This window comes from Ruegeria sp. CL5, assembly GCF_056536485.1.
In genome coordinates this window covers 33,232-54,946 of the sequence record NZ_JBQFPS010000002.1, presented here as the reverse complement: position 1 = coordinate 54,946, position 21,715 = coordinate 33,232, and the positions used below count along the sequence as shown (strand labels likewise).

General features: G+C 57.3%; 20 protein-coding genes and 1 tRNA gene. 3 read left to right on the top strand and 18 right to left on the bottom strand.

The features are described from left to right. Window positions 1–68: 68 nt before the first annotated feature. The 10 genes from ACR0IU_RS03885 to ACR0IU_RS03840 form a co-directional block, all read right to left on the bottom strand. Window positions 69–1,889 carry an ABC transporter transmembrane domain-containing protein gene (locus tag ACR0IU_RS03885; RefSeq protein ID WP_480715330.1) on the bottom strand — a complete coding sequence of 607 codons (1,821 nt, stop codon included), beginning with the start codon at window positions 1,887–1,889 and terminating at the stop codon, window positions 69–71. Between the two features lie 281 nt (window positions 1,890–2,170). Then, window positions 2,171–2,244, bottom strand: a tRNA-Gly gene (locus ACR0IU_RS03880). Window positions 2,245–2,809: 565 nt separating this feature from the next. Further along, complete coding sequence (locus ACR0IU_RS03875) at window positions 2,810–4,150, bottom strand: cytochrome-c peroxidase (protein ID WP_480715329.1); 1,341 nt, start codon at window positions 4,148–4,150, stop codon at window positions 2,810–2,812. Window positions 4,151–4,169: 19 nt separating this feature from the next. Further along, complete coding sequence (locus tag ACR0IU_RS03870; RefSeq protein WP_480715328.1) at window positions 4,170–4,487, bottom strand: hypothetical protein; 318 nt, start codon at window positions 4,485–4,487, stop codon at window positions 4,170–4,172. 28 nt (window positions 4,488–4,515) lie between these two features. Next, window positions 4,516–5,124 (bottom strand): GNAT family N-acetyltransferase, encoded by a 609-nt coding sequence (locus tag ACR0IU_RS03865; RefSeq protein WP_480715327.1) that lies wholly within the window; start codon window positions 5,122–5,124, stop codon window positions 4,516–4,518. 69 nt (window positions 5,125–5,193) lie between these two features. Further along, window positions 5,194–5,493 carry a hypothetical protein gene (locus ACR0IU_RS03860; RefSeq protein ID WP_480715326.1) on the bottom strand — a complete coding sequence of 100 codons (300 nt, stop codon included), beginning with the start codon at window positions 5,491–5,493 and terminating at the stop codon, window positions 5,194–5,196. Window positions 5,494–5,622: 129 nt separating this feature from the next. Beyond that, the gene (locus tag ACR0IU_RS03855) at window positions 5,623–6,828 is read right to left on the bottom strand and encodes an urea ABC transporter substrate-binding protein (RefSeq protein WP_480715325.1); all 1,206 of its coding nucleotides are present in this window, start codon (window positions 6,826–6,828) and stop codon (window positions 5,623–5,625) included. Between the two features lie 475 nt (window positions 6,829–7,303). After that, window positions 7,304–8,383, bottom strand: a complete 1,080-nt coding sequence (tcuB, locus tag ACR0IU_RS03850) for a tricarballylate utilization 4Fe-4S protein TcuB (protein ID WP_480715324.1) — start codon at window positions 8,381–8,383, stop codon at window positions 7,304–7,306. Further along, window positions 8,373–9,767: an FAD-dependent tricarballylate dehydrogenase TcuA gene (gene tcuA, locus ACR0IU_RS03845; protein ID WP_480715323.1), complete on the bottom strand. Its 1,395-nt coding sequence runs from the start codon at window positions 9,765–9,767 to the stop codon at window positions 8,373–8,375. Before tcuA ends, tcuB begins: the two co-directional genes overlap by 11 nt. 11 nt (window positions 9,768–9,778) lie before the next feature. Continuing rightward, window positions 9,779–10,459 carry a GntR family transcriptional regulator gene (locus ACR0IU_RS03840; RefSeq protein WP_480715625.1) on the bottom strand — a complete coding sequence of 227 codons (681 nt, stop codon included), beginning with the start codon at window positions 10,457–10,459 and terminating at the stop codon, window positions 9,779–9,781. Window positions 10,460–10,600: 141 nt separating this feature from the next. Here ACR0IU_RS03840 and ACR0IU_RS03835 point away from each other — a divergent pair, with 141 nt between their 5' ends. Next, window positions 10,601–11,602: an AbrB family transcriptional regulator gene (locus ACR0IU_RS03835; RefSeq protein ID WP_480715624.1), complete on the top strand. Its 1,002-nt coding sequence runs from the start codon at window positions 10,601–10,603 to the stop codon at window positions 11,600–11,602. Here ACR0IU_RS03835 and ACR0IU_RS03830 read toward each other — a convergent pair. The 5 genes from ACR0IU_RS03830 to ACR0IU_RS03810 all read right to left on the bottom strand — a co-directional run bounded on the left by ACR0IU_RS03830 (window position 11,571) and on the right by ACR0IU_RS03810 (window position 17,129). Further along, the gene (locus ACR0IU_RS03830) at window positions 11,571–12,551 is read right to left on the bottom strand and encodes a D-2-hydroxyacid dehydrogenase family protein (RefSeq protein ID WP_480715322.1); all 981 of its coding nucleotides are present in this window, start codon (window positions 12,549–12,551) and stop codon (window positions 11,571–11,573) included. The two genes, ACR0IU_RS03835 and ACR0IU_RS03830, sit on opposite strands and share 32 nt — an antisense overlap. Next, complete coding sequence (locus tag ACR0IU_RS03825) at window positions 12,548–12,784, bottom strand: hypothetical protein (RefSeq protein ID WP_170436487.1); 237 nt, start codon at window positions 12,782–12,784, stop codon at window positions 12,548–12,550. The genes ACR0IU_RS03830 and ACR0IU_RS03825 overlap by 4 nt, the downstream gene beginning before the upstream one ends. 50 nt (window positions 12,785–12,834) lie before the next feature. Beyond that, window positions 12,835–13,923, bottom strand: coding sequence for a 4-oxalomesaconate tautomerase (locus ACR0IU_RS03820; RefSeq protein WP_480715321.1), 1,089 nt, complete (start codon window positions 13,921–13,923; stop codon window positions 12,835–12,837). 10 nt (window positions 13,924–13,933) lie between these two features. Further along, entirely contained in the window at window positions 13,934–15,964 is a 2,031-nt protein-coding gene (locus ACR0IU_RS03815; protein WP_209194861.1) for a tripartite tricarboxylate transporter permease, read from the bottom strand. Window positions 15,965–16,040: 76 nt separating this feature from the next. After that, window positions 16,041–17,129, bottom strand: coding sequence for a tricarboxylate transporter (locus ACR0IU_RS03810; RefSeq protein ID WP_480715320.1), 1,089 nt, complete (start codon window positions 17,127–17,129; stop codon window positions 16,041–16,043). 139 nt (window positions 17,130–17,268) lie between these two features. Here ACR0IU_RS03810 and ACR0IU_RS03805 point away from each other — a divergent pair, with 139 nt between their 5' ends. Together ACR0IU_RS03805 and ACR0IU_RS03800 are read left to right on the top strand one after the other, a co-directional pair. Next, the gene (locus ACR0IU_RS03805) at window positions 17,269–17,937 is read left to right on the top strand and encodes a response regulator transcription factor (RefSeq protein ID WP_480715319.1); all 669 of its coding nucleotides are present in this window, start codon (window positions 17,269–17,271) and stop codon (window positions 17,935–17,937) included. After that, window positions 17,934–19,301 (top strand): sensor histidine kinase, encoded by a 1,368-nt coding sequence (locus ACR0IU_RS03800; RefSeq protein WP_480715318.1) that lies wholly within the window; start codon window positions 17,934–17,936, stop codon window positions 19,299–19,301. Before ACR0IU_RS03805 ends, ACR0IU_RS03800 begins: the two co-directional genes overlap by 4 nt. A 185-nt stretch (window positions 19,302–19,486) precedes the next feature. On the opposite strand, the gene ACR0IU_RS03795 is transcribed toward ACR0IU_RS03800, so the two are convergent. From ACR0IU_RS03795 to ACR0IU_RS03785, 3 genes are all read right to left on the bottom strand, one after another. Then, the gene (locus tag ACR0IU_RS03795) at window positions 19,487–19,819 is read right to left on the bottom strand and encodes a hypothetical protein (RefSeq protein WP_480715317.1); all 333 of its coding nucleotides are present in this window, start codon (window positions 19,817–19,819) and stop codon (window positions 19,487–19,489) included. A gap of 60 nt (window positions 19,820–19,879) precedes the next feature. Then, a complete protein-coding gene (locus ACR0IU_RS03790) occupies window positions 19,880–20,314 on the bottom strand; it encodes a helix-turn-helix domain-containing protein (protein WP_480715623.1) in 435 nt (144 codons plus the stop codon). Window positions 20,315–21,086: 772 nt separating this feature from the next. After that, window positions 21,087–21,446, bottom strand: a complete 360-nt coding sequence (locus ACR0IU_RS03785) for a group I truncated hemoglobin (RefSeq protein ID WP_170779609.1) — start codon at window positions 21,444–21,446, stop codon at window positions 21,087–21,089. Window positions 21,447–21,715: the final 269 nt, after the last annotated feature.

Below are 21,715 nucleotides of genomic sequence, written 5' to 3'. Positions count from 1 at the left end.
CTTAGCGATCAGCTGTGAGAAAATGTAGAATGACGCAACGGCGATTCCGGATGTGCCGGTGCGTCACTTTATTCTGCGGCCACCCCGTCGGTGAACTGCAAGCGCGCCAATCGGGCATACAAACCGTCCTGCGACACCAGATCGTCATGCGTTCCCTGCGCCACAATGCGCCCGGCCTCAAGCACGATAATACGGTCCGCCTTCTTCACGGTCGCCAGACGGTGCGCCACGATCAGCGTGGTACGCCCGGCCCGCATATTATCGACAGCCCCCTGCACCGCGCGCTCGCTTTCTGCGTCGAGTGCCGAGGTGGCCTCATCCAGCAGCAGGACCGGCGCGTCGCGCAGAATGGCACGGGCGATGGCGATGCGCTGTTTCTGCCCACCCGATAGCATCACGCCGCGTTCACCCACAAAGCTGTCGTAGCCCTCAGGTAGCGCCGAGATGAATTCATGCGCAGCAGCGGCGCGCGCCGCTGCCTCAACCTCGGCATCCGAAGCATCCAGACGGCCAAAACGAATATTTTCTCGCGCCGATGCGGCGAATATAACCGGATCCTGTGGAACCAACGCGATGTGCTGGCGAAAATCGTTGCGGTCTAGTTCGCGCAAATCAAGCCCGTCGAGGCTTACCTGCCCAGAATCCGGATCATAGAACCGCTGGATCATCTGGATCACGGTTGTCTTGCCTGCGCCGGAGGGTCCGACAAAGGCAACGGTTTCACCGGGGGCGATCTGCAGTGAAAACTGATCCAGCGCTACCACGTCTGGGCGTGCGGGATAGTGGAAAGTCACGTCGTCAAAGCGAATCTCGCCCCGCACCGGAGCTGGCAGCGTCTTGGCTTGCGCAGGGTCGTTAACCGTATCCTCTGCGTTCAGAAGTTCGACCAGCCGCTCAGTTGCTCCGGCTGCGCGCTGCAGTTCGCTCCAGATTTCCGAAAGGGCGGCAACCGAGCCTGCCATGATGATCGAGTAGATCACGAATTGGATCAGAACACCTTCGGTCATCGCTCCGTTGCGCACGTCATTCGCACCCATCCACAGCACGCCGACGATACCCGAAAACACCAGGAAAATTACGATCACAGTAAGGACCGCGCGGGTCTGGATACGGCGCAGAGAAACTTCGTACGAAGTTTCTGTCATCTCGCCAAATTGCGCACGGCTGGCTTGTTCATGGGTGAAGGCTTGCACGGTTTGCACCGCCCCAAGCGCCTCACCTGCATTGCCAGAAGACGCCGCGATCCAGTCCTGATTTTCCCGGCTGATGGTTCGCAATCTGCGGCCCAGAACCAGTATAGGCACGATCACCGCGGGGATTAGCAGCAAGACCATGGCTGTCAATTTGGCCGATGTCAGCAACATCAAAATAAGCCCGCCAACAAACATCAGCATGTTGCGCAACGCGATCGATACCGATGACCCCAGAACCGATTGGATCAGCGTCGTATCAGTCGTGATCCGGCTGAGCACCTCTCCAGTCATGATCCGTTCATAGAACTCGGGGCTCATACCAATCACGCGATCGAAGACAGCCTTCCGGATGTCAGCGACAACACGCTCGCCCAGCCGCGTCACCAACGCATAGCGAATACCCGTCCCGACCGCGAGAATGCCTGCAATACCAAGAGCCGCCAGAAAGTACCAATCCAGCAGCTCGCCATCTTCGATGCGAAAATTGTCAACGACCCGGCGTACTGCCAGCGGCAGCGTCAGCGTCATACTCGCCGTCAAAATCAACGCAAGTGTCGCGCCGATCATCAGTAATCGGTAAGGCTTCATGAAGGGCCACAACGATGCCAGAACACCTATTTTCCTAGATCCCGCGCGCTCTTCCTGAGTACCCGGAGCCGGTTTGTTCGCTGGACTGGCGGAGCGTGAATTTGCCATGTCTGGCCCTTACGTCGTGGTCATTCGCCCAAAAACGGGCGTCAATCACTGCTTCTTGGCGGCAGCGACGGTTATGGTCAAGCTGAAGGCACAGATTTGCAGCCCGATAAGGGCCATTTGACGCAACTGGCAGGGGGAAAGAACTGGAGCGGGCGGCGGGAATCAAACTCGCGTCATTAGCTTGGAAGACAAACGCTTTAATTCAATTATTTTGTTTTTTATTATAAATTTAAGGAGAAATCTCTTCTGATTTTGCAGGTTATGTGTCGGAAGGGATTTCTTGGAGCGGGCGGCGGGAATCGAACCCGCGTCATTAGCTTGGAAGGCTAAGGTCTTACCACTACACAACGCCCGCTCAAGTACAGCTCCTCCTATTTCATGTGAATATCGAGGTCAAGTGGAACCACCCGAGAGTTATTGAACAATTCAACCTTCCGGTAGTTTTGTGTGCTATCAAAACGTCGATGATCAAATTCGACATCAGGAAAGTATACATCTCTTGCCATATCACAACCGGCCCTTTCCGGACCTTACCCCATAGTCTCCATGCTGCGGCGCGGCCCGTCGGACCTGCCGTTCGCTGCGGGCGCAAATTCAAAGGCTGCCTAAACTCGCGAAATGCGGACAAAGCGCCACTTCACCGCGCTTGCGCCAAGGTCAGGCTTGCGTGCTACGGCGCGTTTGAAAATCTAGCAAATACTGCGTGCTCTATCATCTCGAGCGCAGTCGCTTTGTCCTTCACAAAGAGAAAATTGTGGTCGAGTTCCATTTCAATCCTCCGGTTGAGGTTGTGGCGGCAGACCGGATGCGACGCTTTTGGGGACCATGTGACTCCGACTTACAGCCGTGGGATCGGTGAGCGCGTGCAGAAAGGCGATCAGATTTTCAATCTCTCCGCCAGTAAGCTTGATTGGTGAAAGCTAGTTCCTATCAGCAATGCGTTGACGAAGTTGAGGAGACGCCATCACCCATGTGTCTCGCTGTTCAAATGCATGGCGACGTTCCGCTTCCAGGGGACTGAAACGCAATTGCGATCCTCGCGCGGCAATGCGCTTAAGGTGCTCAATTGGCGGTAGGGCGATATCGGATGGGTCAAAGGCCGAAAGACCTGCAAGGGGGTTGAGGTGGTGGCGAACCATATCCTCCAATGAAGTGAACGCCCCGCTGTGCCCCCACGGCCCCGTCAGCGCGACATTGCGCAACGACGGTGTTCGGAAAGCAAATAGGTCTTCGGAGTTCCCCGTGACGCGATAGCGACCCTCGTCCTCCATACGTGCCGCCAAACCATTCTCTGCGAGGTATGTCATGTCGCCCCTATGCCCTTTGCCAGGGCCGATCTGCGGAACGGCGATGGCATGGAACTGGTGATCGGTCAGTAAGGGTCCACTGTGGCAGCTTGCACATCGCGCAGCCCCGTAGAAGAGAGTAAGGCCTTCTTGCGCATCCTGTGTGAGAGTCGACAGATCACCAGTGCGCAAAACCGTATCGAAGGGGCTCTCATCTGAGCGGAACGCCGTCGTTTGAAAGGCTGCAAGGGCGTCAGCGATATGACCGTATGTGACTTGCTCAGCACCCGTTATCTCGGGGTACGCGGCACGCAGCATCTCCAGATAGTCCGGAATGTCCGCTACCCGCGCTGCAAGGCTACCCCAGATCTTTGGCCTGTTTTCGTAATGGGCGGCATTTGCAATAGAACTTTCGCCATACTGGCCTGCCATTTCAATTGGTGATGTGACCGGAAAGAACGCCTGCGCAGCCAAGGGGCTGGCAACGTCTGAGGGAAGATCGGCTCCTGCCGGATTACGGATCGGGCCCGCAGCATCGCCCGGGTTCAGCGTTTCGACACGCCCGTCGTGAAACAACGACACATAGCTGCGCGCACCGATGTTCCACAACGGTTGCGCGTTGCGGGGCACCCGTCCCGTGACCGGAACAGCCGTCACACGCTTTGGACCTGCACCGGTTCCGCCCTCTCCGATGCCAAGCGCAAGACCGTCGCCCGATCCAAACGCTGGATCATGGCAGGTGCCGCAAGAAATGTTGCGGTTGCCCGACAGGACCGGATCGAAAAACCGGTTTCGTCCCAGTTCGACCAGCTTTGGATCGGGTGCGCCATCGTACAGATAGTCCTGATCCTTCAGCGGCGAAGGCAGCGAGAGTTCGGATGTAGCCCTGTCGCCCCGGGCGGGGGAAAGAACCGCGACCAACGCCACGCAGGAGAGCGCGGCACACAACACCAAGGACAGGCAGCGAGAGGTCATTTCAGTCACCAAGTCTACGTCAGCTCGATTGCGAGAAGAGCCAGATGCTGACGATGGCGAAGCCCAGGCCCGCTAATTGAGGCATCGCGAGGCGCTCTCCGAAGAGCACCACCCCAAGGAGGGACAGCGCGATGACCTGGCTCATGCTGGACATGACGGCCCCTTGCCCGAGACCGTGTGCCAGCAGACGAATATAGGCCAGATTGCCAAGCCCCAACGCAAGAACGGCGAGAAGCAGGACATAACCCAGACCTGTGTCCGCAAACTGTTTGAGAAGAACGCTGCCCAGCGTGAAGCTGGCACCAGCGGCCGATAATATGAGCCAATAGGAGGACATCGCAGTGTCTTTCGGACTTTCTGGCAGTTCAGCCGGTGCCGGTTGAGAGAGACTTCATGAGCAACAAGACTTCGCCTGTGTAGTGAGGCGGGCTGGGATGCAGGCGCACGGGTTCACTGGCGACGCGCAGGTAGCCTTGCCGCTCGTACAGGCGCACTGCGCCGGTGTTTTGCCCATAGACCTGAATGCTCATCTTGTCGTGGCCATTGACAAGCGCCTGATGTTCTGCGGCGGCCAAGAGCTGTGATCCGACGCCCTGGTTTTGACGTTCGGCAAAGACGGCCAGCGCATTGATGAACCATGTGTTCACCGACAGCTTTTCCAGCGCAACGAAGGGGGCAATCGGTGCTGGCAAGTCATCCGGGTTGTCGGTTGGGGCTTTGGTGATCGCGTAGCTCAGCACCATTCCAACGGGATACCCGTGTGGCTCTGCGACCAGCGCGTTCGTGTAAGAAAATCCACCGGTCTTGCGCTTGGCGCGTTCAATACCGATTTCGAGCGGTGTTTGGCCTTCGACGCAGGCGCGGGTCCACAGCCAATTCGGGATGCCTTCGCCAGCAAGATCGATCAGTTTGGCAAGGTTTTTGGCATCCGAAGGTTCCGCTTGTCGGATAAGTTCTGTGGTCTGCTTATTCATGCTTCTGTTCTCTCTTACATGTGGGGTGGCGGGTGGACGACATTGCCGCCCAACCATTTGCATGTGGCGTCAAGTTGACGGGAGCATGCGATCATCAAAGATCGGCCCAACAGGGACACCGGAATCCCATTCCAGGTGGTCACCTTCATGGACTGGCATCGGTTGATCGCCATTGCTGCGGTAAGTCGCGCCGTGTGCCTTCGCCTCAACCATCTCGGGCGCTTCAAACGCGTATGTCGCGCTCAGACCCCAGAAGTCGTTGAACCCGAGGGTTGCTTGGGTCAAACCACCATCGATATCCGAAAAATCGCCAGTTGCCCCGGTCACCGGGCGCAGGTTGGGCTGACCGATAGACGACGGCCAAGCCAAGTGTTGCAATCAACAGAATTGACGCGCTGGATAATGACGACAGCAGAACCGTCGCTAGGAAATCGAGTTCCATAGCATCCTCCCAGAGGTGATGCGCCCCAAGCCGGCGCGCATCGACAATCGTATTGGTTAACCTTCGGGCGTGAAGTGCTCAGCCGCATCGGGATTGTCGATGAGGTTGCAGACTTCGTTCTCGTAGGTCGGCTCGGAATCTTCGAATGTTGCGATGATCTCGAAGCCGTTGTTGGCATCGCCACGAGCAATGTAGATGTCCTGACGTAGGTGATGCGACCCAGGCTCAAGCGTCACAGTGCCATTCGGAGCTTCGAACGTCAGGCCGCTTTCCAGTGCAGCAATCACCTCGTCCGCGTCGGTCGTGCCAGCTTTGTTTGCGGCTGCGGCCCAAAGGTGAACCGCATTCCAGACATCGACCGCGCCAGCAACAACAGGCGTATCGGTCCCGTGGGCTTCTTCCCAGGCGGCCAGGAATTCAGCGTTGGCATCGCTCTCAACCGAAGGGAAGTAGCCCATGGCAGAAACGAGGCCCTCACCGGCTTGAGGCGAGACCACGACTTGCTGGTTACCTGAGCCGTAGTTGGTGGAAACAACGCCGATGCTGTCTTTCAGACCTGCCGCGGCGAACTGTTCAAGAAAACCGGTCTGTGCTGCGCCAACCGGCAGAGCGACGACAACGTCAGGATTGGACGCCTGAATTTTCTGAATGGTCGGTGCGTAGTCGGTTACTGACAGCGCCAGATAGTCCTCGCCCACGACCTCAGCGCCCAGCTGCTTGGCATACTCGTGGACCCAATGGCCGGAGATGGTGCCGAAGTTGTAGTCGGGGGCCCTGATGTAGATACGGGGACCGTAGTTCTCGACCGCCCACTCCATCAAAACGCTAAGTTGCTGAGAGGCAGAAGAACCTGTCACGAAGGTCTGCTTGTCACACGCGCCGCCTTCATAGAGCGAGGAATAGAAATAGGGGATGTTTGCCTCGCGGAAGATCGGACGGATCGCCTCACGGGAAGAACTTGTCAAACCCGCGAACATCGCCGCGATGCCATCTCTCAGAACCGCCGTTTGCGCGAATTGCGTGTACTTCGAAAGTTCGGACTGAGCATCGTAGCCGACGACCACGACCTCTTCTCCGTTGACGCCTCCGGCTGCGTTGACACTTGCAATCGCCAGATCAAGTGCATTGTCCTGCTGAATGCCGTAGATGTTCAGGCCCCCAGTAAGATCGAAGATCGCTCCGACCTTAACCTCGGCCGCAGCGGCAGTAGAAGTCAGCGTCATCGCGGACACAAGGCTGACTGTGCCTAGAAGATTTTTCATAAGAGTAAGCTCCCTGATATGAGTCAGTCTGAACGCTGATCAATGCGAGAAGCTTGGTGTTAGGAATCAAAAAGCGACCCAAATGGGCGTCAACGTCCAGCCGAGTCGCTTGGTGATTTTATGTGCATCGTCGCACGGTCATTAGCAAAACGTTCAAGGTTGTCATTGTCAAGAGTTTCCTAATCGGAAGCGTTCGCATCCCAAAATACAGGCAGATTTCATGACTGCAGGGTCGCAAAGAATCGAATCATCACTCAAGAAGAAGACGTTCGTTTCCTTCGCAGCATCCGTAGCTTTGGGCTCCCTGCCGACCTTAGATCATCTGCAGAATTCGCTCAGAACGGGTCAAGGCTTTCGTTGAGGACGGCCCATTCCGGACGTTGTCCGCAACTCGAAGTTCTGCGGCGCAGAGATCTTCAAGATAATTTTTGATCCAATTGCATGTTCTTTCTGATCACACAGTCGCGACGGGCTGTTAACGGACCATGGACACATCTCTTTTCCGTTGTGCATCCCGGATCAGCGCCGCAAGCCGATAGAAGCCGTGTGCCATTTTTGTGAAGGGCGTAAGAAGGAAAAACGTAAGGACCGATCCGAGATGGATGGCCAGTAGCGCGGGCATCAGAGGCGTTGAACCGAGGGCATAGAGAACCAGCCCGCCGAGCCCCACAAACCCGAGCAACAGGATGAAGCCGATATCCCCACCCCAGGCCGACAGATCGCCGAGGTCTTGGTCTGACTTTAGCTTGAGCAGCGCCATCGCACCACATCCCACTGTCAGCAGCACCCCCCCGGAAATCCCGAACAGTTTCGGCAACGACCAGAACCCGTAAGGCGCGTGCATTCCGAAGACATAGTGCATGATCGTCGCCACCGAGGTCGACGCAAAGCACAGCAGGAAGCCATACATGATGGCGTGGTGGATGTGGCGTCGGCCCTGACTGAACCGGTCTTCGTCCTCGAAGTTGCAGCCTTCGCCATGGCCTGCGGCCAGATCCTGCATCTTGCCCGCGCGTTTGAGCGCAACCGTCAGATCAGACATCTGGATGGGTTTGCCACCAATCTTTGCCCAATAGCGCCTCAGGCTGAAGGCGATACTGAACAGAGCCAGCAGGAATGCAGGCGCAAAGATCGCGACCATCGCATTGTGGGACAGGACGGCATAAAACCCTTCGCCTCCACTGGAACCGATGGCACGTATAGCCCAGAACAGCAGTGCAAACCCGATCACAAGCGCCAACGCGATGGCCCCGCCCTGCGTGTGGAATCGGCGCGCCAGCGGCTGAGGCCAGGCGAAGTGTTCCCAGCTGTCCCGCCGCACCTCGGCCAGCGCTTTGGGCAGGTTCAGGTCAAACGCGTGCGGGGCCGTATACTGACAGGCGTAGTAGCACCCCCGGCAGTTGTGGCACAGGTTGGCCAGTTGCGTGATGTCCCCATCCGAGAACGCGCGCTCTGCGTGCAGCGACGGGAAGACCGAGCAATAGCCCTCGCAATAGCGGCAGGCGTTGCAGATCTCGACCTGGCGGCGGGCTTCCTGAATAAGATCAGTTTGCATAAGCGGCGGCCTCTCGTCCTGCGATGCGTCCAAAAACAGTTCCGATGGTCATGCCAAAGCCCGCCAGATAGCCTTGCCCAAGGATCGACCCGGCCATCGTTTCCCCGGCCGCCCAAAGGTTTTTGATCTTACCGCTGGGTGTCGAGCACTGGGCCGTCTCGTCAACCTTCAACCCAAGATAGGTAAAGGTCACGCCGGTCCGCAGCGAGTAGCCATAAAACGGCGGTTCGGTGATCGGGCGCGCCCAGTTGGTCTTGGGTGGGGTCAGGCCAGTGGTCGCGACTCCGTCCAGTTCGGTTGGATGAAATCCACTGGTGTCGCCGCATGCGGCGTTGAATTTACCGACGGTTGCTTTCAATTTGTCCGCGGGCAGGTCCATCATACCGGCCAATTCGTCCAACGTGTCCGCCTTCAGCGGCGGGAACACGGACGGCATGAACAGGTTCAGCGACTTTGCATCGATGATCACGTACCCCACCTGATCCGGCTGCGCCGCCACCAAACGGCCCCAGATCGCGTAGCGCTTGGGCCAGACGTCTTCGCCCTCGTCATAGAACCGCTCGGCATGTTTGTTTACGACGATGGAAAACGGAACGCAGTCCAGGCGGGTGACGATGCCGCCGTCGAATTTCGGCGCGCGCCCGTCGATGGCAACGGCATGGCATTGGGTCGGGCCACCGACGCTTTCTACTCCTTGGTCCAGCAGATCAGACAGGACCACGCCTCGGTTGTACGGCGTTCCCCGGATCAGAAAGTTCTTCGCAGGCTCACCCCAGGCGCGGGTGAGCCAATCTGTGTCGGCCTGAAAGCCGCCGGAGGCAACGATGACCGCCTTCGGTGTGATCCGATGAGACTGGCCTTCATAGGTGTAATCGACCCACTCAATCTGGTCGCTGTTCAGTTCCAGATGCGTCACAGCGGCCTCATACTGCACATCTACACCCAAACCTGCCGCCGTGCGGTAATAGGCATTCACCAGAGATTTGCCGCCCCCCATGAAAAACGCATTGGTCCGTGCCAATGACAATGTGCCGGAAAGCGACGGCTGAAACCGGACCCCGTGTTCTTGCATCCACGGCAGGCATTCCTCGGAGGTACGGATCGCGAGGCGGGCAAGATGTTCGTCGGTTATACCGTCGGTGACTTTCAGCAGATCCGAGAGGTATTCATCTTCGCTATACGCCTCGACGAGCGGACCCAAGGGGCCCGAATGCATGCAGCGAAAATTGCGGGTATGGCGGGAGTTTCCGCCGCGATAAGGTTTTGGCGCCGTTTCAAGGATCAGAACACGGGCGCCTGCCTCAGCGGCAGTCATCGCAGCGCAGAGAGCCGCATTGCCGCCACCGATCACAGCGATATCGTAAGCTTCCTTTGGGGTGACCATATCCTGTCTACCTACTGGCTTTCGTCGATTGAGCGGTCGCGGTCCTGCAACGCACGGATGCGCATCCGTTGTGCCGCCTGAATATGCGCGCGCATCTCTGTCTCGGCCGCTGCGCCATCGCGGGCCTTCAAAGCCGCCATCATGCGCCGATGCTCGGCCACTGCGGCCTCGGCGCGGTCGCTATCCAGCAATTGCGAGGGACCCAGGATAAACAGCGCCTTTTGCAAGGAGAGCATGGATTTTGCCAGAAACCGGTTCTTGGCCGCATCCAGCAACGTCGCGTGAAAAATCTTGTTGATTTGGGCCGCATTGGGGCCGGTACCCGCCTCGGCCAGCCGGTCGTTCAGAACCTCAAGCTCATCCAGTTCGACATCAGACGCCGCGCGGGCTGCCAGCCGGGCCGCTGTCCCTTCAAGCACCGCGCGCATCTCATAGAGTTCCATGACCTCAGCGTAATCCAGACTGCGCACGGTGGCACCTTGCCGTGGCACATGTGTGACCAGCCCGTCGGCCTCCAACTGCCTTATCGCCTCGCGCACCGGGGTACGGCTGACGCCCAACCGTTCCGAGAGCTCAATCTCGCGCAGCCGGTCGCCGGGCAAAAGAGTGCCCTCGCGAATCTCGCCCAGCAGGCGCTGATACGCAGAATTGCCTTGTGGGCCAGGTTGTAACGGGTCGTCCTGAAGGGTCATCGCAGGCTCTCTTGTCATCTTGCGTCCAGTTGTATACACATGGATACATTATTAGTCAACGAAGCTGGAACGCTTACCTTGCACAGCCAAACCGATACCCCCTCTCTTCTGACGAAACGGGCCGTCACGCTCGGCCTGGCGATGTTGGGCACTGGGATATTTTGGGCGCTAAAACTGCCGCTACCTTTTCTGTTCGGGCCAATGAGCGCATGTTTGATTGCAGCTCTTGCGCACGCACCGATGGAAGGCTTTGGACAGGTCTCGGTTGCCGCCCGCACTATACTGGGCGTGGCGGTAGGGGCATCGATTACGCCAGCTCTGTTTGCTGAATTGCCAAAAATGGCCGCGTCAATTGCGCTGATCCCGTTCTTCATCCTGCTAATCGCGCTGGTAGGTGTGCCATTCTTTCGCAATTTCTGGGGCTTTGACTCCACAACGGCTTTCTACGCAGCCATGCCGGGCGGTTTGCAAGACATGATCATCTTTGGCACTGAGGCGGGGGCCAATCCGCGTACCTTGTCCTTGATCCACGGTACGCGCGTGCTGTTTATCGTGACGTTGGCCCCCTTGTTCCTCACCGTGTTCTATGATGCTCAACTCACCAATCCGATTGGCGAGCCCGCGCACAACCTGCCAATACATGAATTGGCGCTGATGGTTCTGGCCGCCATTATCGGCTGGAAAGGCGGGGAGCGGATCGGCCTGTTCGGGGCGTCAATCCTAGGGCCAATGATCCTTACGGCCGCCTTGTCACTGGGCGACTTCATTCACACCCGACCGCCTCGCGAGGCCATCCTTGCAGCGCAGTTTTTCATTGGCTGCGGAATTGGTGTGAAATTCGTAGGTGTCACATGGGTCGAACTACGCCGGGTAGTGGCAGCGGGCTTCGCCTATGTCATTGTCCTTGCCGTCCTGGCAGCCGCTTTCACCGCCGTTGTCACCACCTTGGGACTGGGCCAACCTGTCGAGGCGTTTCTGGCCTTCGCTCCCGGTGGGCAGGCAGAGATGACGGTGCTGGCCATCGTCTCGGGCGCGGATTTGGGCTTTGTGATTACCCACCATCTGACAAGGATCGTGTTGGTGATCATTGGTGCGCCCATCGCCGCAAATCTTATTCTGCGCTGGTCCAAACCTCGGGGTTGATCATGTTGATCGGAGCGCCTTCGGCATAGGCGTTCACCTGATCGAAAATATCCGCGAATTGCAGGTCGAACTCGTCTTCAGTGACAAAGCCGATATGTGGGGTCGCGATCAAGTTGGGATGTGACAAAAGCGGGTCGGTCGGATCAATCAGTGGCTCGGAATCGAACACATCAATCGCCGCTTTGCCGGGGCGACCGACGTTCAGCGCCTCAAGCAAAGCACCAGGTGCGATCAGCCCGGCTCGCGAGGTGTTCACAAACAGCGCCTCCGGCTGCATCTGTGCGAAATCCGATGCGGTGATGATCCCGCGCGTATCCGGTTTCAAGCGCACATGGACCGAGACAACATCGCTGCTGCCAAAGAACGCTTTACGGCTGGGCGCGACCTGCGCGCCATCCGCCTGCGCACGCGCCCGGCCTTCTACGGATGACCACCAGACCACATTCATCCCAAAGGCCTCGGCATAACTTGCAATGGCGCGAGCAATGCGGCCATAGCCATAGAGCCCCAACTGACGCCCCCGCAGCGTCTTGCCCACGCCCGCCTGCCAGTGCCCTGCTTTGACCGAGGCCATTTGTGCGGGCAAATCCCGCATCCCGACCATGATTAACGCCCAAGTAAGTTCAGCTGCAGCATAAGACGGCGTTCCACCATGCATGTTCGAACACAACAACACGCGGTGTTCTGTACAGGCTTCGACATCGACATGAGGATAAACGCTGCGCTGGCTGATCAGTTTCAGGTTCGGTAACTTCCCCAGCAAGGAGCGAGTGACTTTGGTACGTTCGCGGAACAGCACCAGCACCTCTGCGTCCTGCAATCTCTCGGTCAGAGTGTCAGTGTCTTCGACATGATCCGTCCATACCGTCACCTCATGACCCGTGAGTCTCTCAAAGCAAGGCAGGCCACGCAGCGTGTCAAACCAGTCATCAAGAATGTGGACCTTCATCGGCTTTCTATACCCTGCTCGGTGTTCAGTTTTCTTGGCGTCGGCACAAAATGACATGTGTCGAGAGCGGCAAGTGCATTGCGGACCCGTTCGCTTTGATCCAGCAGATGGTTGAACTGCTCATCGCAGCCAGCAATCGGTGTCGGATAGTCCGCGATGTCCCGCCGTAGGGCCGACTGCGCCAACATGAGTTCCTGACGCGCGATATCGAGGCATTCCGAGTAGTTGTCCATCGTGTCCTCCCATTATGTATACAATAGTATACTATTTGGGTTGCACTTGATCAACTCCCGTTCCAAACAGACTCAGGCACATAAACATGCCCGTCCGCCAACTTGCGCGCGGTCCGCACCAAACCCGCCGCGTTCACTGTGAACTCGTCGGTGGTGGAAAAATCCACCAACACGTCGATATTGCCCGAGGCGTGTTCCAGAACGACTTCAGCCGGGCTGTTCGTGGGGCGATCCAGCAAACCGTCGGCGACGGTTCCGGGAGTCAAAGCGCAAGACGCCATGCATTGCGCGCCGGTGACCGCCATGGTCGGGTGGGTTTTCCACGGCATGAAATACCGCACTGCGAGCGTTCCGCCCTCTCTGGCCGGAGCAACAAGGCCGAACTTAGGGGTGACCGATTTGGACACATCCCCCATACCCATCCGCTGCCCTGCTTCGATCCTAACGGCCTCCATCCGGTCAAAGAACGCGCGGTTTGCGTCCAGCTCCTTGGCGCTCTCATAGCCCGTCAATCCGAAGTCTGTGGCGCGGGCGATAGCCATCGGCATAGCGACATCCATGCAGGTCAGTTCGACGCCCTGAACTGCATCGCGCAGGTTGCCCGTAGGCAGGAACGCTCCGGTGGCCGAGCCCACCACGCCCATGAAACTCAACTGCACAGGCGCTGAATGACCGGGAACGCCGGCGATCTCTGCATCACCCTCATAGGTCAATTCGCCCCCGGGTGTATTCACCTTGGCCACGACCCGAGCCCCAGTGTTGACGGCCCGAATGCGAACTTCAGTTTCATCACCCTTCGGTTTGAACAAGCCCATCTCGACGGCAGCAGGGGCAACCCCGGACAGGATGTTGCCGCAAGTCGGTTTGAAATCGACCAGCTTGTCCTCGACCGAGACCTGCGCAAAGAAATAGTCGATATCGGCCCAGTCATCCTCGCTGACCGACAACATCGCGACCTTTGTGGTCACCGCCGCGCCGCCGCCGATGCCGTCGATGTTCAGCGACTGCCCGGACCCAAGAGCGGCGATCAGCACCTCGGCCAGCGCGTCCAGATCCTCAGGCAAATCCGAGCGGCGGAAATACGGGCCTTTCGACGTGCCGCCACGCATCAAGATATAAGGGATTGCGGTTTGAGTCATTTTGAACCCCTCACTTCAACGGCCAGGGCAGGCTGACCATGTCCTGCAACAGACCTGGCGGGAAATCGCGGTTCAGAGCGCCCGCCATCAGGCACATGAACCCGATGCCGCAGGCTGTCAGGATCAGAGTCATCTGCCAGCTGGACCCGGCGCGGATACGGAGAAAGGCGATCAGGAACCCTATCAGGGCGAGGATGAAGCCCACCACCCACGTGGCCGCGATCAAACTGGCGAACCACGCCAGAGTGGACCACAGACCGTGGGGTGCGCTGGCGTCTTCACCGGCGATTTCCTTGTCGGCAAAGATCACGTCGCCTTCGGGACGTCGCATCATCTGGATCAGAAGGATCACGCAACAGAATAGCGAGACGCTGCCGATAACCAGCGGGATGATCTTGTCGGTCATATTGTAGTCGGGGATCATGTTGGCGTTGACCAAAGCGACTATCAGATAGGCCATGATCACCAGCAGAAAGATAAGCGGCGCGCGTTTGGTACCGGCCTGAACATCACCCTCGGCCATGATCATCTTGGCCTGCCGGATACCCAGAATGACTGAAACAACCGTGACCACGATCAGCACGATGACGATAGGGCTGAAGACATATTCCATCCCCTCGCCAAAGCTTTTGCGGAACCGGAATGAGGCGATCTGGAACGCCTGATTGGTGAACTTCTCAACCGGGTTCGACAGAACGAAACCGATCAGGAAGGCCGGGCGCGACCAGTCGAAACGGCGTAAAAAGATGCCGATCAGGCCGATCACGAACAGGGCCAGCAAGTCTTCGAAGTTTTGGCCGGATTGGAACGCCGCAAAGCTGATCAACATGAACAGGAACGGCGCCAGATAGGTGAAGCGGATCGTGGTCAGCTTGGCGATCCCGCCCGATGCCGCGATGCACAAGATCGTGCCCACGACGTTGGCCAGCGCCAGCAGCCAAACGATTGAATAGGTGATGTCGAGATTGTCTTTCAGCATGCTTGGACCGACCTCGATATCGCCAGACCCCAGCAGGGCCACCGCGCCGATAAAGATCGCCATTGAGCCGGAACCGGGAATGCCGAACAGCAAAGTTGGCACCAAACCGCCGCCCTCCTTGGCGTTGTTTGAGCTTTCCGGGCCGATGACTCCGCGCACTTCGCCTTTGCCGAAATTGCTCTTGTCCTTGGTGGATTGAACCGAATGGCCGTAGGCAATCCAGTCGACCACCGAACCACCAAGACCAGGTATGACGCCAACAATCACGCCAATGATCGAACAACGCACCGACAGCCATATATTTGCGAACCAGTCTTTGACGCCGTCCAGCCAACCGGCGCCCAGTGAGGCCCCTTTGGCAATCGACCGATCTTGACGCAGCAGCGATACGATCTCGGGCACCGCAAAGATACCCAGGCCAACGATGACCAGCTTCAGGCCGTCCGTCAGATAAGGAATGTCATAAGTTGCCATGCGCAGCGAACCGCCTGCATCCGCCTCACCAATCGTGCCGACCATCAGGCCCAGACCTGCGGCGGCGACGCCTTTCAGCGGGATACGCCCTGCCAAAATGGCGACCATCGACAGACCGAGGATTGTAATCATCAACATCTCGGGCAGGCCGAAGGCCAGAACGATGGGCCGCGCGATCAGAATGAACATGGTCAGGAAGGTCGCGCCGACCAGCCCGCCGAAGAGGGACGAGGAAAAAGCCGCCGACAGCGCCCTTGCCGCTTCGCCCTTTTTCGCCATGGGGAAGCCGTCCAGCACGGTCGCCTGCGAGGCGGAGCTGCCGGGGATGCCCATCAGGACGGACGCAAAAGTGTCCGACGTCGGCACCACCGCGACCATCCCGATCATCAACGCCAGACCAAGGATCGGGTCCATTCCGAACATGAAAGGCAACAGCAGGGACAGGCCGGCAATACCGCCAAGCCCCGGAAAGACGCCCACAGCCAGCCCCATGACGACGCCGAGAATGAGATACCCCAGAACGATGGGTTGCAGGATCAAACCCCACGCGTCACCAAGCGCAGGTAGAGCGGTGGCGAAAACCTCCATAGCGGCCGCCTTTCATAAACTGTTTTGTATGTAGAGAAACGCGCGCCCTTCGTTGGGCGCGTGACGACGTGTCAGCTTAGTTCAGCTCGACGCCGTAAGCCTCTCTCAGCCAGTTCAGGACGTATTGCTTGGCATTGTCATCCACATTGGTCGCCGTCTGCAGAGCAGATTTCGAGCCTTCGCCGACAAATACAGGATACTTACCAACGCGCTTGGACGAAATGTCCGCAAAGTCACCACGCTCGGTCACAGCTTGGAACGCTGCGGTGTATGCGTCCACCACTTCCTGTGGTGTGTCCCCGGGCAAGAACGCCAGTTTCTGAACAGGGAAGCCCGCCACGAAGAAGGCTTTCCAGGCATCCCAAGCCTCACCACTGGTTTCGCAACCATCGGTGGCCTCGCAAACCTCTTTGAAGGTTGGAATGTCCGGGAAGGTCGGATCGCGCACGATATTGCCATCCGCATCCAGCGCGCCCCATGTCATCATCGGAACGGCCTGACCAGCCTCGACCAGCGGGGCCGACCCGCCCAGATAACCGGACGAGGTCTGGTAGTCTATATTGGCTTCGCCACGTTCGAACATCAGGCGACCATCACCACGGCCTTTGATGCCAAAGACCGGCTCCACATTCATACCCAACATCTGCCACGCCAGCAGCGGGACCAGATCCAGCCGGGTCGCGCCCTGCGAGCCGTAGATGAAATTGGTGTCTTTCAGCGCTTTGGCAGAGCCATCAAACTTGGCGCCATCCTCGGCGTTCAGATAGGCAACGCCACCGGTACCCGACGCCATGACAGGAATCCAGTCATTGTATTCATAGCGGACGCGCGGGTCACTCAGCAGATAGGGGAACTGTGTCGAGCCAGAGGTGCCGAACAGCAGCGTGCCGTCGTCATGGCTCTGCTCCTGAAACCAGTTCGCACCTTTGGTCGATCCAGCGCCCGGCATAAACTTGACCACCACGGTAGGTTGTCCCGGCAGCGCCTCAGACAAAAGCGGGGCAAAGAAGTTTGCCCATTTGGCCGACCCGCCCGTTTCCGAGAACGGGATGACCCATTCGATGGTCTTGCCCGAGAAATCGACCTCGGCAGCCGCAGGTGCGGCGAGTCCGGCGGCGGCGATCAGCCCCACGACGGCGCGACGGGTGAAGTTGGAAATGGCCATTGGTTCCTCCCTGTTGACCAGACAACCACGTCGACGCCCTCCGCGCCACCGTGATCGTAAATAGAACTGTGGGGTTGATTCCCCCTCCCATCTGGCAATCATGGAGCGCCAACCTTGCGCGAAACTTGCAGGAGCCCGAATGCGGATCGTCATCGTCGAGGATAATGAGACCCTCGCCAACGCCATTGCCTATCGCCTGCGGGACAGGGGCCATGCCGCTGACGTGCTGACAGATGGTGTCGCGGCCGATTTGTATCTGGAACAGGAAGGCGCAGACCTGATCGTTCTGGACATCAACCTGCCGGGTCGGTCAGGGCTTGAGATCTTGCGGTCCCTGCGCAACCGGGGCGACAGCGCGCCTGTCATCCTGCTGACCGCACGTACCGAGACCAGCGACCGTGTTTCCGGTCTGGATATGGGCGCTGACGATTACCTCGTGAAACCCTTCGAAATGGACGAGCTCGAAGCCCGCATCCGCGCGCTGTCCCGTCGCAAACAACTGGACTATGGCGCGCGAGAGATCATCGGAGATCTTGAGTTCGACCGCACCGCCCGGCAGGTCAGTGCAAAGGGCCAAGTTCTCGATGTGCCGCGTCGGGAAATGGCTGTGCTTGAATGCCTGCTGGAACGGCGGGGCAGGATCGTCCCCAAAAGTCAATTGACCGATTACGTCTACGGCGTGGGCGCCGATGTCGACGACTCAGCCGTCGAGCCGCATGTGTCACGACTGCGCAAACGCCTTCAGAACCTTGGCATCCGGATCAAGACCGCCCGTGGCCTTGGATACCTGCTTGAGGTGCAGAAGTGATCCGGCACGGCTCACTCAGGCTCAGGCTTTTCATTCTGATCCTGACGCCATTGGTACTGCTCGCAATCCTGCTTGGATACTGGCGCTACACCGTGGCCCAGCAAACGGCGCAGGAGTTGTTTGACGACAGCCTGCTATCCGCCGGTCTGGCCATTTCGCGCGACGTGGCTGTGTCAGAAGGTGATGCCTTGTCGCCCACCACGCGCAGCTTGATCCGCGATGCGTCAGGCGGTGAGATTTTTTATCACGTGACCGGACCAGGTGGCATCTACGTCACAGGGTATGCATATCCCCCGGCCGCTGCAAAACCGTCTGAACAGGACGCGTACCAGCCGCGGTTTTTCGAAGCAGTTTATCGGGATGAGTTGGTGCGCGTACTGAAAATGACCGAGCGGGTCACGTTGGATAACCTGGTGAGCGATGCGACAGTTACGGCCTGGCAACGCGTCGCGGACCGCAACGCTTTTGCCAACGAACTGTCAATCCGCGCCGCGATCCTGATGGGTATCCTGCTGGCCACGCTTGCTGTTGTCGTGTGGTTCGGGGTCGCACGCGGGTTGCGCCCCTTGCTGGATTTGCAGGATGCGATCGACCTACGCTCACCCGACGACCTCAGCAAGATCAAACGCCCGGTCCCGGTCGAGGTTCATGGCATTGTTCAAACCCTGAACCGGCTGTTTGGGCAGGTCGAGCACAGCATCAACGCCCATCAGGTGTTTATCTCCGAAGCCGCGCATCAGCTGCGAAATCCGGCGGCAGCGGTTCAGTCCATGGCCGAGGCGTTGCGGGACGCAAAAACGGATGAGGACAAGGACAAACGGATTTTCGAACTTGTGTCAGCAGCGAAAAACTCCGCCACAGTGGCCGAGCAGCTATTGTCGTTGGAGCGGTTGCGGCAGCCTACGCATCAGGATCAGATGGACAAGATTGATTTCCGTGCGGTTGTGGAAGAGGCCTGCGCTGACATGGGCGTTCATATCCTCACAAAAGGGATCGATTTTGAAGTCACATTGCCAGAACCAACAATCTTGGTCTCGGGAGATCGGATCTTTTTGGCAGAGGCTATCAAAAACCTGCTGGACAATGCGCTTAAGCACGGCGGCGCTAAACTGAGTCAAATATCAGTTGTACTGCGTTGTGACGCGGGGAACGTCAAACTAACCGTGTCTGATGACGGAACCGGCCTTTCACCCGACCAAAGCGAAGCCGTTTTCAGTCGATTTTCGCAGCTGGAATATTCCGAAGGTAGCGGTTTAGGGTTGTCGATTGTCTCAGCTGTCGCGAAGCGTCACGGCGGAGTGGTCGCGATCAACCAAGTCGAAAAAGGAGCAAGCGTTACGCTCGAGCTTCCCATAGCCCTATAGTTTGTTTCTATTTCTGCTCGGAACCCGAAACCTGTCACAATCAAAGAGAATTTTTGCGATTGCAGCGAATGACCCGATTCCGCCCGCTCTGATACCCCCCTTGAAACTTTTCTGCGCAAAAATCTGATTACCCCCGCCGATCCCCCACTTTTATCACATGGACTTTTGATACCCCCCCGGGTCTTTCAACGAATTGAAGACGATGCTGCGCCAATACTCTGCCCTTTACTCAAAACGACATCACCAAAAAACCTTATGTACCAATCCGCGTCTTCGGGTTTCGGGAAACGAACAGGGAAAGCAATGGAGCCATTTTTTCTCAGCAAACGCGCTAACGCCTGAAAACTAAATGCGGTCTGAGTGGTGACAAACGTTTCCCATTCGCGAAGAGCAGTCGTGTCACTTTCTTCGAACCAATGGTACCCGCCGCCTGTCGCAACGTGCCTGGTTTCTATGTTTTTTCCTATGTTCTTATTAGGCGCTACAGCCTTGTCGCCTTTCCAGTACAGGTCTGTCACCCTGCTGCACGTTTCTATGTCGTGTTCAGTGTCGCGCTCGACGCCACTTGGTACACTGATTTAAAATACACGACGAACGCCGCGTCGACAAACACGCGCGATCCAACCGTGAGCTTCAAGTTCCCGAAGATAACGCTGAATGCTGCGCTCATGGACACCAAACGCACTAGCTAGCGTTGAATTTCTGGCCCAGAAGCAACCATTCGCCTTCGATACAAACCGATCACAGACGAACGTCGCAAAGTGCTTGGTCCGAGGTGCCAGATGAACCGAACTATGAACGTGCTTCTTCCAATGATAGCGAAGTTTCGAAAAAGGAGCTGTTCGAGGCAATAGGTTTCTCCCCCGAATCCTTCGCTCCGTGAGGCCATCCAAGCGTCCAGATCCGACCGCTTGTAGCGGATTGAACGTAAGCCGATCCGAATAAACCTCGGTCCGGTATAGTTGCTGTCGCAACGCTTGGCTGCTTATTTCGGTAATTCGGGCGACGCGCATCATCGGCCAAAGCGGGCTCACACCAGTCATTCGACGAGTTCAGATTAACGACCGCTTTGCGGACTTAGCTGCCGTCAGTATTTGCCCGAAGCCAAGTTTTTGACTCTTGCAACACTTGCCCAAGGCGAACATCTGTGCTGCCTACAATGCACGAATGATTTTTTTCAAGGTTTCTTAGAGTCGCTGGAGCAACACCTCAAACTCATTTGGTGCAGGCTACCCGAACAACTCGGTCCGCCTCGCATTCGTTTCTCTTGGTGCAATCACCTTCAGAATTTCTACCGCTCTCATAGACACACGTTGATGGATTCGTTGACCAACCCTGCTTCGTGGTGCATTCATCTTTGCCCGTGCATTGCGAGCCTCCACAAGTTTTGGGGCGCCATTGTCTGAGCGACTGATATGTTTTCCATTCACTTGGGCAAGTTCTGCCGGGAAAAGAACATACCGCTTCTCCATTTATCATTTCGGTTAACCCTCCGGCGTTGCTGCACTCCACCGCTGTGGCTGCCGCACCGATAGTGGCTGAAACTGCCACAGCAAGGAAGAAAGTTCCTGCAAATAGTTTTGCCATATAGCACACCACTTTTTTCCCAACGCGATCATACGCAGTACGACAGCAAGAATGAGACCAAGAAAAAGCTCTCAGCCTCACTGTCAATTGGTTCCATCAGTGGACGTTCAACAAGACCCGAGCGATACCGGCTCCACACAAAAAATAATCCAATGACCGAATTTACACTTTTCTGTGTGTACACCGTTCACGCAATACTCAAATCCCAACGACTTGCCCTTTGAGGCTATATAGAATGTACAAGACTTCCTCTTGCTCCCGTTGACCAACGTCGTTTGCCTTTAGTGCGTTCACGGCGTCGTCCAATACTGCGACAAACTCGTCTCCGCTGATGTTCATGTGCCGATGCGCGCTAGCCATATCCTTGCCTGCATAGATCTCAGGTCCACCAGAACCAGTAATAAAGAAGTCCCCCGCCATTTGCTTGAGGTGCTTCATATCACTTCCTGCAAATCGAGCAGAGACAACTGGGTTTTTTGAGTGATTGTCCACCAGAGTGTCAACTATTCGCCGAATACCATCCGTCCCTCCCAGGCGATCATAAAGTGTCGCAGACATTGTCTATCCCTTTTTTTTCGGCGTTTCTCAGACGCTAGCACGGTATTCTAATTGGGACCAAATCTATTGCATTTTGGCTACGAAATTGATCGTAGCTCACCTAGAAAAACGATGAACACTCTGGGCTAAGAGCCGACGCTGGTGTTGATGCAGTATCTCAGTCCGAGGCATGGTTAAGTCTTGCGAAGAACGGCTCAAAGCGGTCGATCGACCTCGGTCACCGGGCTTCAGTGCGGCCCGCCGGAGGAGACATTCGCTGCGATCGCAAA